This window comes from Nonomuraea zeae (assembly GCF_005889725.1).
Lineage (GTDB): Bacteria > Actinomycetota > Actinomycetes > Streptosporangiales > Streptosporangiaceae > Nonomuraea > Nonomuraea zeae.
The window spans coordinates 1-13,270 of sequence record NZ_VCKX01000322.1; the positions used below are offsets into that span (position 1 = coordinate 1).

The window sequence follows — 13,270 nt, forward strand, 5'->3', positions numbered from 1 at the left end:
GCCCAGCCCGCAGCCGACCCCCACGGTCCCGCCCGAGGAGACCGAGGTCCACCGCTTCGACATCAGCTCCCCCGGCGCCCCCGCCTACGTCGCCTCGGGCAAGGTGCCGGGCCGCCTGCTGAACCAGTACTCGCTGTCCGAGCACGAAGGCCACCTCCGCGTCGCCACCACCCTCACCTCCGAGGACGGCGCCAAGAGCTCCAGCACCGTCTACGTGCTCAAGGCCGACACCCTGGCCAAGACCGGCGAGGTCGGCGGCCTGGGCGAGGGCGAGCGCATCTACTCGGTCAGGTTCATCGGCGCGGTCGGCTACTGCGTCACGTTCAAGCAGGTGGACCCGCTCTACACGCTCGACCTGAGCGACCCGGCCGCCCCCAGGGTGACCGGCGAGCTGAAGATCACCGGCTACTCCGCCTACCTGCACCCGGGCAACACCGGCCGGCTGATCGGCATCGGCCAGGAGGCCAGCGAGAAGGGCAGGACGCTCGGCACGCAGATCTCGCTGTTCGACGTCAGCGACCCCGTCAGCCCGCGCAGGCTGTCGCAGTTCTTCCAGAAGGACTCGGGCTCGGAGGCGGAGTGGGACCCGCACGCCTTCCTGTACTGGCCCAAGACGGGAATGTCGGTGATCCCGCTGAGCGGGCAGACGGAGTCGGGCGCGCTCGTGCTCAAGATCGACGACTCCGGCGTGTCGAAGGTCGGCATGATCAAGCACCCCGTACAGGAGCAGGGCGAGAACGCCTACCAGCCCGGCATCCAGCGTTCGATGGTCATCGGCGACTCGCTCTGGACGCTCTCCTACGAGGGCCTCCAGGTCAACGACGCCACGTCGCTCGCCGAACGGGCCTGGATCCCGCTGCGCTGACCCACCGGATCCCGCCGCGCTAAACCAAGGGTGCCGATTTGTAATGGATCGGCACCCTTTCTCTGGACACATACCTACAAATAATGAAAAATCCACTGACAATGTGTTGTCGGGCCAGGCAGGTGCGTCATGCCTTTCGTGGGACGAGCGCGCGAACTCTGTCAGCTCACCGACGCCCTCTCCCGCCCACCGGTCGTGATCCTGATCGAGGGCGAGGCCGGCGTCGGCAAGACCCGGCTCCTGCATGAGCTGACCGGCCGGCCCATGCTGTTCGGCAGCTGCCACCCCATGCGCTTCCCGTACGGACCCATCGTCGAGGCCCTGCGCGAGACCCGCCCGCCGAAGAACCTCAACCCGGTCACCGGCGCGCTGCGCCCTCTCCTGCCCGAATGCGCCCACCTGCTGCCACTCGCGCCGCCCGCCCTGCAGAACGCCCAGGTCGAGCGGCACCGCCTGTTCAGGGCCGTCCTGTCGCTGCTCGACGCCCTCGGCCCCGTCACTCTGGTCGTGGAGGACGTCCACTGGGTCGATCAGGACACCAGGGAGCTGCTGGCGTTCCTGGTCCGCTGCCTGCCGCCGGCCGTCAACCTGGTGCTCACCTACCGCGGGGAGGACCTGCGCCACCCGGTGGCCGAGCTGCTCGCGCACCTGCCGCCGCGCATCGACCACGCCGAGCTGGCGCTGAAGCCGCTCGACACGGAGGAGACCGCGCTGCTGGCCAAGCACCTGCTGCCGGACTCGGCCGACCTGTGGCCGCTGACCTGCGGCGTGCCGTCCGCGATCGAGGAGCTGGCCCGCATGCTGGCCGAGGGCCGGCCGCCGGGGACCCCGCCCGCGCTGCGGGACACCGTACGGCTCAAGCTGGACGCGCTGCCGCCCGTCGCCCGCAGGATCGTGCAGGCGGCGGCCATGCTGGACGAACCGGCCGCGCCGAAGGCGCTGGCCTCCGTCGCGGGCATCGCGCCCGAGCAGAGCGAGCGCGGGCTCGCCGAGGCGCTGCGCCGCGGCCTGCTGCGCGAGTGGGCCCCCGGCGCGTACGGCCTGCGCCAGCCCCTGGCCAGGCAGGCCGTCCGCGAGTCGATCACGCCCGCCGTCAGGCGCCGGCTGAGCCGCAGGATCGACGCGCCCACCGAGCCCCTGGGCACCCTGTCTCCCCGGGAGGAGCAGGTGATCGGCCTGGCCGCGGACGGTCTGACGAACAAGGAGATCGCCGAGAGCCTGTTCCTGTCGCCGCGCACGGTCGAAGTGCACGTCGCCAACGCCCTGCGCAAGCTCGGCCTCACCTCGCGCCGGCAGTTCCAGCGGACTACGTAGTCGCAATACGTGCGAGTCACGTATGGCCGCGAGCCTGATTCTGGCTCATGTTTTTCAGTGGTTCCCATCCATCACCCCAGGAAGGGCTCACGCTGCCATGCGAACACGCACCCCCCTGCTCGCATTGTTCACCAGCGCCCTGGCGTTATTCGCCGCGTCATCCATGACGCCGCTCCCGGCACTGGCGAACGCCGCGCAGGAGACCTACATCGTCCAGCTCAACCCGCTGCTGCGCGCCGCGCCGCGCGCTTCCGCGCAGGACCAGGTGGCCAGGTTCGGCGGCACGCTCATGGGCGTCTACGAACACGCCTTCAAGGGCTACACCGCCCGCCTGACCGAGGCCGCCGCCCAGCGGCTCAGGCAGAGCCCGAACGTGCTGAGCGTCGAACGCGACGCCGTCGTCACGGCCTTCCCCCAGACCACGCCGACCGGCGTGCGGCGCGTCTTCGGCCCCGCCAACCCGAACCTGGACATCGACGGCACCGACGACGTCCGCATCGACGTGGACGTGGCGGTCGTCGACACCGGCGTGGACTACACCCACCCCGACCTGAACGTGGTCGCGCGGGCCAACTGCCAGAGCGGCACGTGCACCAACAACGCCGGCACCGACGACAACGGCCACGGCTCGCACGTCGCGGGCATCGTCGGCGCGATCGACAACTCCGTCGGCTCGGTCGGCGTCGCGCCCGGCGCCCGCATCCACGGCGTGAAGGTGCTCAACTCGGCCGGGCAGGGCACCCTGGCCGCCATCGCCGCGGGGCTCGACTGGGTGGTGGCGCGCGCGTCCACCATCGAGGTCATCAACCTGAGCCTGGGCTGCAACGGCTGCTCCAGCAGCGCCATCAGCAACGCGATCACGAACGCGGTCAACGCCGGCATCGTGGTCGTCGTGGCCGCGGGCAACAGCCACGTGAACACCTCGACGTTCTTCCCCGCCAACCACGCCGACGTGGTCACGGTCTCCGCGCTGACCGACAACGACGGCCTGCCCGGCGGCTCGGGCGGCAGCACGCTGTCCTGCCGCAGCGAGACCGACGCGGACGACACCTCGGCGTTCTACTCCAACTTCGGCGCCACCGTCGAGATCACCGCCCCCGGCACCTGCATCTACTCGACCTGGATGGGCGGCGGCTACAACACGATCAGCGGCACCTCGATGGCCAGCCCGCACGTGGCGGGCGCGGCCGGCATCCTCACCTCGGGCGCCAACAAGCCCACGGCCAGGGCGGGCGCGCTGGCCGTGCGCAGCACGCTGATCTCCACCGGCAACTCCAACTGGACCGACGACTCCGGCGACGGCGTCAAGGAGCCGCTGCTCGACGTGCACGACGCCACGCGGTATCCGCCGAGCACCGGAGGCAACCAGCCGCCGGTGGCGTCGTACACGTCGTCGTGCGCCGTGCTCGCCTGCTCCTTCAACGGCTCGGCCTCCACCGACCCCGACGGCACGATCGCCTCGTACGCCTGGAACTTCGGCGACGGCCAGACCGGCACGGGCGCGACGAACGCGCACACCTACGCGGCGGCGGGGACGTACACCGTCACGCTCACCGTGACCGACAACCAGGGCGCGACGGGATCGGTCGCCAAGCAGGTGACGGCCGGCACGAGCGCCAACCAGCCGCCGGTCGCCAGCTTCACGCAGACCTGCACGTTGCTGCTCATCTGGCGCTACTGCGACTTCAACGGCTCGGCCTCCGCCGACCCGGACGGCACGATCGCGACGTACGCGTGGACGTTTGGCGACGGCGCCACGGGTAGTGGGGCCACGATCCGCCACTTCTACACCACGGGCGGCGCCAAGACCGTCACGCTCACCGTGACGGACAACCAGGGCGCCACGAATGCGGTGACCAAGTCGGTGACCGTGCCCTGACGACCATCCCGGAACGGGCGGTCCACGGATCCCGCAGCGCCGTGGGCCGCCCCTCCCCTCAGGGCTCGGCCAGCTCGCGGGCGATGTCGAGGTGGCCGGCGTGCCGTATGTACTCCTCCAGCACGTGGAACAGGATCCAGCCCAGCGTCGGCGCCTCCTTGGGCGGCTGGAACCGGCCGGTCCGGGCGGCCACGTCGGACGGCCGCGCCTTGGCCACGATCTCCCTCGACCGCTCGCACTGCGCGAGGTAGAGCTCTTTGAGCTCCTCGTACGACTCGGTGGCGACCAGCTCGTCATTTTCGCCGCGGTCGCCGTGGGGATCCTCGACCTGCTCGCCCGCGAAGCCCCAGACGAACCAGCGGCGCTCCATGTAGGCCAGGTGCTTGAGCAGGGCCAGCGGCGTCCACCCTGACGGCACGCGGCTCACCTCGTGCTCGGGGAAGCCGTCCAGGCCGCGCAGGATCTCCTCGCGGTAGTGGTCGAGATATCCGGCCAGCAGCTCCTGGGGGTCGGACAGCTGTCTTGACGGCTCAGGCATCAGTCCTCCGGGACGAAGACAGGGACGATCTCGGGCGCGCCCAGCCTGATCGCGTCGGCCTCCTGGTCGGAATCCTGCTCCTGGGAGCGGCGCTCGGCCTCCACGCGCTTGGTGAAGTATTCCACCTCCCTCTTGACCTGCTCGCCGTCCCAGCCGAGCGGTTCGGCCAGCAGCTCGGCGGCCTCCTGCGCCACGGCCAGGCCCCGGTGGAAGGTCTCGATGGAGATGTGCGTACGCCGGGTCAGCACGTCGTTGAGATGCCGGGCGCCCTCGTGCGTGGCCGCGTAGACGATCTCGGCCCGCAGGTAGTCGTCGGCCCCCGACAGCGGCCGGCCCAGCGACGGGTCACGCTCGATCAGCTCCAGCACCTCGTCGATCAGCGACCCGTACCGCTGCAGCAGGTGCTCGATCCTGGCCACGTGCAGCCCGGAGGTGCGGGCCAGCCGGTGCCTGGTGTTCCACAGCGCCGGGTAGCCGGCGGCGCCGACGAGCGGGACGCGGTCGGTGCACGAGCGCGGCACCCGCTGGTCGAGCCCGTGGGCGACGGCGTCCACGGCGTCCTGCGCCATGACGCGATAAGTCGTGTACTTGCCTCCGGCGATCATCACCAGCCCGGGCACCGGATGCGCGACCACGTGCTCCCTGGACAGCTTCGACGTCTCGTCGGACTCGCCCGACAGCAGCGGACGCAGCCCCGCGTAGACGCCCTCGACGTCGTCGCGGGTCAGCGGCACGGACAGGACGGCGTTGACGTGGTCGAGCAGGTAGTCGATGTCCACCCGGGAGGCCGCCGGGTGGCTCTTGTCGAGCGTCCACTCGGTGTCGGTGGTGCCGATGATCCAGTGGCGGCCCCAGGGGATCACGAAGAGCACCGACTTCTCCGTGCGCAGGATGATCCCGGTCAGCGAGTGGATCCGGTCTCTGGGGACGAGGAGGTGGATGCCCTTGGAGGCGCGTACGTGGATCTGGCCGCGGCCTCCGACCAGCTCCTGGATGTCGTCGGTCCAGACGCCGGTGGCGTTGACGACCTGCCGGGCGCGTACTTCCAGCTCCTCGCCCGACTCCAGGTCGCGTACGCGCACGCCGGTGACCCGCTCGCCCTCCCGCAGGAACCCCACCACCTGCGCCCTCGGGGCGATCTGCGCGCCGTAGGTGGCCGCGGTGCGCAGCATGGTCATCACGTAGCGGGCGTCGTCCACCTGGGCGTCCCAGTACTGGACGGCGCCCGTGAAGGCGGCCTTCTTCAGCGCGGGGGCCAGCCGGAGCGCCCGCGACCTGGACAGGTGGCGATGCCCCGGCACGCCGCGGGCGACCCCGGTCGCGAAGCCGAGCGTGTCGTAGAGCGCCACGCCCGCGCCGACGTAGGGCCGCTCCCATCCGTAGTGGGTCATGGGGAAGAGGAACGGCACCGGCCTGACCAGGTGCGGGGCGATCCGCTGCAGGAGCAGCGCCCGCTCGCGCAGCGCCTCGCGGACCAGCTCGAAGTTGAGCTGCTCCAGGTAACGCAGGCCACCGTGGATGAGCTTGGACGAGCGCGAGGAGGTGCCCGAGGCGAAGTCCCTGGCTTCGACCAGCGCCACGTCGAGCCCTCTCGTCGCGGCGTCGAGCGCGGTCCCCGCCCCCACGACGCCGCCGCCCACCACGACCACGTCGAACTCCTGCGCGGCCATGCGTTCCAGCGCCCGCGCCCGTTCCTCAGGCCCCAGCCGAGCCACGCCCCTGCCCGACGCCATATATCCCCCTGGGATGGCTTTGTCGCTTGCGCCTCGATACCTACCCTCCAGGGGATCCCCCTGTAACACCAGGGACGGTCGTCAGGCCCGGACCACCTTCACACCCGCGTCGGTGAGCTGCCCGGCGAGCTCGTCGGAGAGCTGGGCGTCGGTGACGAGCGTGTCGATCTGCTCGATCGGGCAGATGCGGGAGAACGCCCGCTTGCCGACCTTGGAGGAGTCGGCCACCACCACGACCTGGCCGGCCCGGCTGATCAGCAGGTTGTTGACGCTCGCCTCGCCCTCGTGGTGCGCCGAGGCGCCCAGCTCGACGTCGAGCGCGTCCACCCCGAGGAAGGCCACGTCCAGCGTCACCTGCTCCAGCACGCCCGTCGCCAGCGGCCCGATGAGCTCGTAGGACTGCTGCCTGGCCACCCCGCCGGTCACCACGATCTTGACGTGCTGGCGGACGGTGAGCTCGGAGGCGATGTTGAGCGCGTTGGTGACGATCGTGAAGCCGCTCTCCAGCGTGGCCGCCGTGGCGAGGGTGCGCGCGAGCTCCGAGGTGGTGGTGCCGCCGTTGAGCCCCACCACGGCCCCCGGCGTCACCAGCTCGGCGGCGGCGGCCGCGATGCGGTGCTTCTCGTCGGCGTGCCTGGCCGTCTTGTAGCGCAGCGGCAGGTCGTAGCTCACGCTCTGCGCCACCGCGCCGCCCCGCGTGCGCATCAGCATCTGCTGCTGGGCGAGCTGGTCGAAGTCCCGCCGGATGGTCGCGGTGGACACGTCGAGCGCCTGGGCGGCCTCCTCCACCGACAGCCTGCCCTCCTGGGCCAGCAGCTCGAGGATGGCGTTCCAGCGGTCGTAGCGGGACACGAAGGCCTCCCTGGGGGATGCGGTCAGGAGCAAGGGTGGCACAACCCGGCAGCGCAGAGCCACCAGTGCACAATGCTGCACTTTCCTGGTATATAAGAAGCAGAAACAATCAATTATGGGGAGGCAAGTGGTGACCACCCACACCGAAGCCGAGATCGCGTCCCAGCCGTCGTGCTGGCGCCGTGCCGTCGCTGACGTTCCGGCCGGCGCGCTGCCGCGCCAGGGCGAGCGGGTCGCCGTCGTCGGCTGCGGGACGTCGTGGTTCATCGCGATGGCCTACGCCACCCTGCGCGAGCGGGCCGGGCACGGCGAGACCGACGCCTTCGCCGCCTCCGAGGTCCCCGACGGGCGCCACTACGACCGCGTGCTCGCGCTGACCCGGTCCGGCACCACGACGGAGGTGCTGGAGCTGCTGTCCAGGACCACCACGAAGACCACGGCCATCACCGCCGACCCCAACACGCCGATCATGACGGCCGCCGACGAGGTCGTCGTGCTCGACTACGCCGACGAGCAGTCGGTGGTGCAGACCAGGTTCGCCACCACGCAGCTCGCCATGCTCCGGGCCAGCCTCGGCGAGGACCTCACCCAGGCGATCGCCGACGCCGAGGAGGCCGTCGCCGCGCCGCTGCCCGACGCGCTGGTCCAGGCCGAGCAGTTCAGCTTCCTCGGCACCGGCTGGTCGGTGGGGCTTGCCCAGGAGGCCGCGCTGAAGATGCGCGAGGCGTCCCGCTCGTGGACGGAGGCGTACCCGGCGATGGAATACCGGCACGGCCCGATCAGCATCGCCGCGCCGGGGCGGGTCACCTGGATGCTCGGCGCCGCGCCCGGCGGGCTGCGCGCGCAGGTCGAGGAGACCGGCGCCACGTTCTTCGAGACCTCGCTCGACCCGATGGCCGAGCTGATCAGGGCCCAGCGGGTGGCCGTCGCCAGGGCCTTCGCCCAGGGGCTCAACCCCGACGAGCCCATGCACCTCACGCGATCTGTGATCCTTTCTTCATGAGCCTTACTCTTGCCGACGCCAGGATCGTGACCCCCGAGGGAGTTCACGACGGGTGGCTGACCATCGAAGACGGCCGCATCACGCATGTCGGCCACGGATCCGCCCCCGGTCCAGGACTGAGCGTGGGTGGCCGGCACGTCGTGCCGGGGTTCGTCGACGTGCACAACCACGGCGGCGCCGGCGGCTCTTTCCCGACCGGCGAGCAGGACAAGGCACGCGAGGCCGTGGCGCTGCACCGCCGCCACGGCACCACGACCACGATGGCCAGCCTGGTCACCGACTCCATCGACGGGCTGACCAGGGCCGCCGCCGCGCTGGCCGAGCTCTGTGAGGAGGGGCTGCTGGCCGGGATCCACTTCGAGGGCCCCTACATCGCCAGGGCCCGCTGCGGCGCGCACGACCCGACAATGCTGCGCGAGCCGTCGCCGCAGGAGTTCGCCGGGCTGGTCAAGGCCGGGCGCGGGCACGTACGGATGCTCACGATCGCGACCGAGCTGCCCGGCGCGCTAGACACGATCAGGATGGCCGTCGCCGAGGGCGTGATCGCGGCGCTCGGGCACAGCGACGCCGACTACGACCAGACGATCGCGGGCATCGAGGCGGGCGCGAGCGTGGCCACGCACCTCTACAACGCCATGCCGCCGCTCGGGCACCGCGCCCCCGGTCCCGTGGCGGCGCTGCTCGACGACGAGCGGGTGACGGTCGAGCTGATCAACGACGGCGTCCACGTGCACCCGGCCATGCTGCGCCTGGCGTACGAGGTCGCCGGGCCCGGCCGGACGATGCTGATCACGGACGCCATGTCGGCCACCGGGCTGGGCGACGGCGACTACGTGCTCGGCCCCATGCGGGTGCGGGTGGACGGCGGCGTGGCCAGGCTGGTCGAGGGCGGCTCCATCGCCGGGTCCACGCTGACCATGGACGTCGCGTTCCGGCGCAGCGTCCAGGAGGTGGGCATGTCGCTGCCCGACGCCGTGCAGGTGGCCTCGCTGACGCCCGCGCGGGTGCTCGGCCTGGCCGACCGGATCGGCTCGATCGCCGTCGGCAAGGCCGCCGACCTGGTGGTGCTCTCCGACTCGCTGGAGGTGTCCGGAGTGATGAAGGACGGCGTCTGGATCACGGAGCCCTGATGATCCTCACCGTGACGCTCAACCTCGCCCTCGACGTGACGTACCAGGTCCCCGACGTGGACTGGGACGGCGTCAACCGCGTCAGCGCCGTACACAGGCGCGCGGGCGGCAAGGGCGTCAACGTGGCCCGCGTGCTCGCCGCGCTCGGCCAGGACGTGCTGGTCACGGGCCTGGCCGGCGGGCCGACCGGGCAGGCGGTCGAGGAGGACCTGCGCTCGGCGGGGCTGCCGAGCGCGCTGACCGGCATCGCGGGCGACTCGCGCACGACGCTGGCGGTCTCGGAGCACCAGGGGGCGTCAGGGCGCACTGCGCTGTTCAACGAGCCGGGGCCCGAGGTCACGCCCGCCGAGCTGGCGAGCTTCCTGCGGCGTTACGAGTCGCTCCTGGACGGGGCCGGCGCGGTGGTCATCTCGGGCAGCCTCCCGCGCGGCGTCCCCCTCGACACCTACGCGACCCTGGCGGCCATCGCCGCCGAGGCGAACGTGCCCGCCATCGTGGACGCCGACGGCGAGCCGCTGCGCCACGCCCCCAAGGGCCGTCCCTCCGTGGTCAAGCCCAACGCTGAGGAGCTGGCCAGGGCCGTGCCCGGCGGCACCCCGGCCGAGAGCGCGCACGAGCTGCGCAGCCAGGGTGCCGGGGCCGTGGTCGTGTCCATGGGCTCCGACGGGCTGCTGGCCGTCACCGGCGAGGGCACGTTCCGGGCGCGGATGCCGTACACCGTGCGCGGAAACCCGACCGGGGCGGGCGACTCGCTGGTCGCGGGCCTGGCGCTGGGCCTGGTCGAGTCGGCGCCGTGGCCCGAGCGGCTCAGGCGGGCCGCCGCACTGGGCGCGGCGGCCGTGGCCGCGCCGGTGGCCGGTGACTTCGACCCAGACGTGTACGCCGACATACACCCCCAGATCACCATCACGTAAGGAGCAGGCCATGCCCCTCGCCGCCATCGGCGACATCGTCACCCAGTCGCCCGCAGGGGTCGGCGCGTTCAACGTGATCCAGCTGGAGCACGCCACCGCCATCGTGGCCGGCGCTGAGGCGCTGGGCCTGCCGGTCGTGTTGCAGATCAGCGAGAACTGCGTGCGCTACCACGGCGCGCTGGAGCCCGTCGCGCTGGCCGCGCTCGCGGTCGCCAGGCGGGCCGAGGTGCCCGTCGCCGTCCACCTGGACCACGCCACCGACCGCACGCTCGTGCGGGAGGCGGTGGAGCTGGGGCTGGGCTCGGTGATGTACGACGCCTCCGCGCTGCCCGACGACGAGAACGTACGCACCACCGCGGAAGTGGCGGCCTGGTGCCACGAGCGCGGCGTGTGGGTCGAGGCCGAGCTCGGCGAGGTCGGGGGCAAGGACGGCGTGCACGCGCCGGGAGCCCGCACCAAGCCGCACGAGGCGGTCGACTACGTGACCAGGACCGGCGTGGACGCGCTGGCCGTAGCCGTGGGCACCTCGCACGCGATGACCACCAAGGACGCGGTGCTCGACCTGGAGCTCATCGCCGAGCTGCGGGCGGCGGTGCCGGTGCCCCTGGTGCTGCACGGCTCGTCGGGGGTGCCCGACGAGGTGCTGCGCGAGGCCGTACGGCAGGGCATGAAGAAGATCAACATCGCGACGCACCTGAACAAGGCGTTCACCGGCGCCGTACGCGACTACCTGACCCACGACGAGCGGGTGGTCGACTCCAGGAAATACCTCAAGGCCGGCCGCGACGCGGTGGCCAGGGAGGTCACGCACCTGCTCGGCGTCCTGGGCGGCTGACCCCGGCTCGGGCTTTACGCGGCCCCCAGCCAGGCTCAGGCTTTACGCGGCCCCCAGCCGGGCTCGGGCTGACACGGCCCCGGCCCGGCTCAGGCCCCCAGCCTGGTCAGGACCCGCTCGGCCTGCCGCTGGAAGGTGCCCGGCGGATTGCGCGGGTGCTCGTGCGAGAGCAGGAACAGCCAGACGAGCGCCTGCACCTTGCGGCACTCGCCCATCCGCCGCTCCTCCAGCGGGCTCAGCTCGAACGCGGGCGCGATCTCGACCTCGCCGTCCACCCACATGGACGCGTGCTCGACCAGCTCCGCCAGCTCGAACGCCCGGTCGCTGCGTCCGCAGTCCTCGAAGTCGACGACGCGGACGCGGGCGCCGTCCCACAGGAAGTTCGCCAGATTGCCGTCGCCGGCCCCGAACACCGGCGTGATCCCCGCATCGCCCGGCGACCAGCTCTCCAGCCACTTGGCGCCCTCCTTCACCGCCCGGTCCACCAGCGGCTCCCTGGGCTCCCAGGCCGCGCAGCGCCGGGCGACCCAGTCCACGACTGCCTCCCGCTGCCACGGGCGCAGAGGGACGCTCTCAAGCACGCGAGCCGGCACGGCCGCGTGCAGCTCCGCGAGGGCCTCTGCCATGGCGGCGAGGTGCACGGCCCCAGGAGGCAGCCCGCGCAGCGGCACCCCGTCGATCCTCGTCATCCGCACCACGCCGTCCTCGAACGCGATCGGCGCGGGCGCCAGCCCGGGGGCGTGCTCGGCCAGCAGGCTCAGCCCGCGCCACTCGCGCTCGGCGGCGCCCGGCTTGCTGTCCACGTACCGCTTCGTGACCACGTCGCCGTCGAAGGCCAGCTCGTGCGTGTGATGAAGATCAGCCATGCCGGGGATGCCAGGGCAGCAGGCGCTCGACCGCGCTGGTCACGAGCTGCCGGGCCTCCTCCTCGCCGAACACGCCGGGCAGCGTGAGCCGCTCCACGACCAGCCAGTTCATCGCCAGGTAGAGCAGCACCACGGTGGTGGCGTCGCCGGGCAGACCGGAGTCGAGGTGGTGGCGGACGTTCGCGTCCACGTCGGCCCTGATCCGCTCGGTCAGCACGGCGCGCAGATCCTCCCGCCTGGTCGCCTCCAGCCGCAGCTCCAGCAGCGCCAGATAGCCGGATCTGAACGACGACACGCGATCGACCATCTCACGCATGAGCTCGGCCACCCGGTCCCGGTCACGCGGCCCGCCCAGGCTCGCGGCGATCATGGCCTCGTCCGGCTGCAGCCGCTCATAGATGCGGCCGCCCGCCTGGGTGAGCAGGTCGTCACGGCTGGCGAAGTAGTTGGAGGCGGTGCCGGTGGGCACCGCCGCCTGCGCGTCAACCGCTCTGAACGTCAGCCCGCGGGCCCCGTCCCTGGCCAGCACCTCGATCGCGGCATCGACCAGTGCCGCCCGCCTGGCGACGTTCTGCCTGACCACCTTGACACCACTCCATCTGTAGTACTACGGTCAAACCACTTCGGCCATAGTACTTCAATTGGAGTTATTTTGCGTAAGCTCACGTACTACGTCGGCACGTCCATCGACGGCTACATCGCCGGCCCGAACGGCGAGGTGGACTTCTACCCGCTGGCCGAGGACATGGCGGCCGGCATGAACGCGCAGTTCCCCGAGACCGTGCCCACGCACATCCGGGCGCAGATCGGCCTCGACACGCCCAACCAGCGCTTCGACACCGTGGTCATGGGCCGCGGGACGTACGAGCCCGCGCTCAGCATCGGCGTGACGAGCCCCTACGCCCATCTGAAGCAGTACGTCGTGTCCGGCACCATCAAGAGCATCGACGACCCGACCGTGGAGCTGGTCGCCGGCGACCCCCTCGGCCTGGTGCGCCGGCTCAAGCAGGAGGACGGACGGGACATCTGGCTGTGCGGCGGCGGCAACCTGGCGGCGGCCGTCCTGCCGGAGATCGACGAGCTGATCATCAAGTGCTACCCGGTGGTGGCCGGAACGGGCGTCTCGGCCTTCGCCGGGGACTTCCGGCCGACCGTGTTCACGCTGACCGGCACGCGGACGTTCAGCAACGGGGCGGTGGTCATGACCTACACCCGCTAGCCCCGTTTTCCGCACGTCGAGGTGAGTGAAGATCGCCGAGTTTGCCGCAGTGATCGTCGCGCGGTATGACGTGGCTGGTGAGACAGCGCGCGCAGTGGGGTCAGGCCAGTGTCGAGAAGATG

The 13,270-nt window shown here is 71.4% G+C and carries 13 protein-coding genes; 8 read left to right on the plus strand and 5 right to left on the minus strand.

The annotated features are described in order from the left end of the window. The 3 genes from ETD85_RS52395 to ETD85_RS52405 all read left to right on the plus strand — a co-directional run. Window positions 1-865, plus strand: an 865-nt coding sequence (locus ETD85_RS52395; RefSeq protein WP_206059435.1) for a beta-propeller domain-containing protein, incomplete at its 5' end; no start/stop codon positions are given. 138 nt (window positions 866-1,003) lie between these two features. Further along, on the plus strand, window positions 1,004-2,179 hold the full coding sequence (locus ETD85_RS52400; RefSeq protein ID WP_170247327.1) for a helix-turn-helix transcriptional regulator: 1,176 nt from the start codon (window positions 1,004-1,006) through the stop codon (window positions 2,177-2,179). A gap of 97 nt (window positions 2,180-2,276) precedes the next feature. After that, complete coding sequence (locus tag ETD85_RS52405) at window positions 2,277-4,058, plus strand: S8 family serine peptidase (protein ID WP_138697341.1); 1,782 nt, start codon at window positions 2,277-2,279, stop codon at window positions 4,056-4,058. 58 nt (window positions 4,059-4,116) lie between these two features. Here the strand turns inward: ETD85_RS52405 and ETD85_RS52410 are convergent, their stop codons facing one another. From ETD85_RS52410 to ETD85_RS52420, 3 genes are all read right to left on the minus strand, one after another. Then, complete coding sequence (locus tag ETD85_RS52410) at window positions 4,117-4,596, minus strand: mycothiol transferase (RefSeq protein WP_138697342.1); 480 nt, start codon at window positions 4,594-4,596, stop codon at window positions 4,117-4,119. Then, window positions 4,596-6,329: a glycerol-3-phosphate dehydrogenase/oxidase gene (locus ETD85_RS52415; RefSeq protein ID WP_138697343.1), complete on the minus strand. Its 1,734-nt coding sequence runs from the start codon at window positions 6,327-6,329 to the stop codon at window positions 4,596-4,598. Before ETD85_RS52415 ends, ETD85_RS52410 begins: the two co-directional genes overlap by 1 nt. Window positions 6,330-6,410: 81 nt before the next feature. Then, the gene (locus tag ETD85_RS52420; RefSeq protein ID WP_138697344.1) at window positions 6,411-7,181 is read right to left on the minus strand and encodes a DeoR/GlpR family DNA-binding transcription regulator; all 771 of its coding nucleotides are present in this window, start codon (window positions 7,179-7,181) and stop codon (window positions 6,411-6,413) included. 130 nt (window positions 7,182-7,311) lie between these two features. Between ETD85_RS52420 and ETD85_RS52425 the strand changes: the two genes are divergently transcribed. Genes ETD85_RS52425 through ETD85_RS52440 form a run of 4 tightly spaced genes read left to right on the plus strand, consistent with a single transcriptional unit; the run spans window position 7,312 to window position 11,063 of the window. Next, the gene (locus tag ETD85_RS52425) at window positions 7,312-8,184 is read left to right on the plus strand and encodes an SIS domain-containing protein (protein ID WP_206059436.1); all 873 of its coding nucleotides are present in this window, start codon (window positions 7,312-7,314) and stop codon (window positions 8,182-8,184) included. After that, entirely contained in the window at window positions 8,181-9,314 is a 1,134-nt protein-coding gene (nagA, locus tag ETD85_RS52430; protein ID WP_138697346.1) for an N-acetylglucosamine-6-phosphate deacetylase, read from the plus strand. Before ETD85_RS52425 ends, nagA begins: the two co-directional genes overlap by 4 nt. Continuing rightward, a complete protein-coding gene (locus tag ETD85_RS52435; protein ID WP_138697347.1) occupies window positions 9,314-10,228 on the plus strand; it encodes a 1-phosphofructokinase family hexose kinase in 915 nt (304 codons plus the stop codon). The genes nagA and ETD85_RS52435 overlap by 1 nt, the downstream gene beginning before the upstream one ends. Window positions 10,229-10,238: 10 nt before the next feature. Then, window positions 10,239-11,063 (plus strand): class II fructose-bisphosphate aldolase, encoded by an 825-nt coding sequence (locus tag ETD85_RS52440; protein ID WP_138697348.1) that lies wholly within the window; start codon window positions 10,239-10,241, stop codon window positions 11,061-11,063. Between the two features lie 89 nt (window positions 11,064-11,152). On the opposite strand, the gene ETD85_RS52445 is transcribed toward ETD85_RS52440, so the two are convergent. Together ETD85_RS52445 and ETD85_RS52450 are read right to left on the minus strand one after the other, a co-directional pair. Beyond that, window positions 11,153-11,929 carry a phosphotransferase gene (locus ETD85_RS52445; protein WP_138697349.1) on the minus strand — a complete coding sequence of 259 codons (777 nt, stop codon included), beginning with the start codon at window positions 11,927-11,929 and terminating at the stop codon, window positions 11,153-11,155. Continuing rightward, a complete protein-coding gene (locus tag ETD85_RS52450) occupies window positions 11,922-12,512 on the minus strand; it encodes a TetR/AcrR family transcriptional regulator (protein ID WP_138697350.1) in 591 nt (196 codons plus the stop codon). Before ETD85_RS52450 ends, ETD85_RS52445 begins: the two co-directional genes overlap by 8 nt. 69 nt (window positions 12,513-12,581) lie before the next feature. Here ETD85_RS52450 and ETD85_RS52455 point away from each other — a divergent pair, with 69 nt between their 5' ends. Continuing rightward, entirely contained in the window at window positions 12,582-13,148 is a 567-nt protein-coding gene (locus tag ETD85_RS52455; protein WP_138697351.1) for a dihydrofolate reductase family protein, read from the plus strand. The last annotated feature ends 122 nt before the right edge of the window (window positions 13,149-13,270 follow it).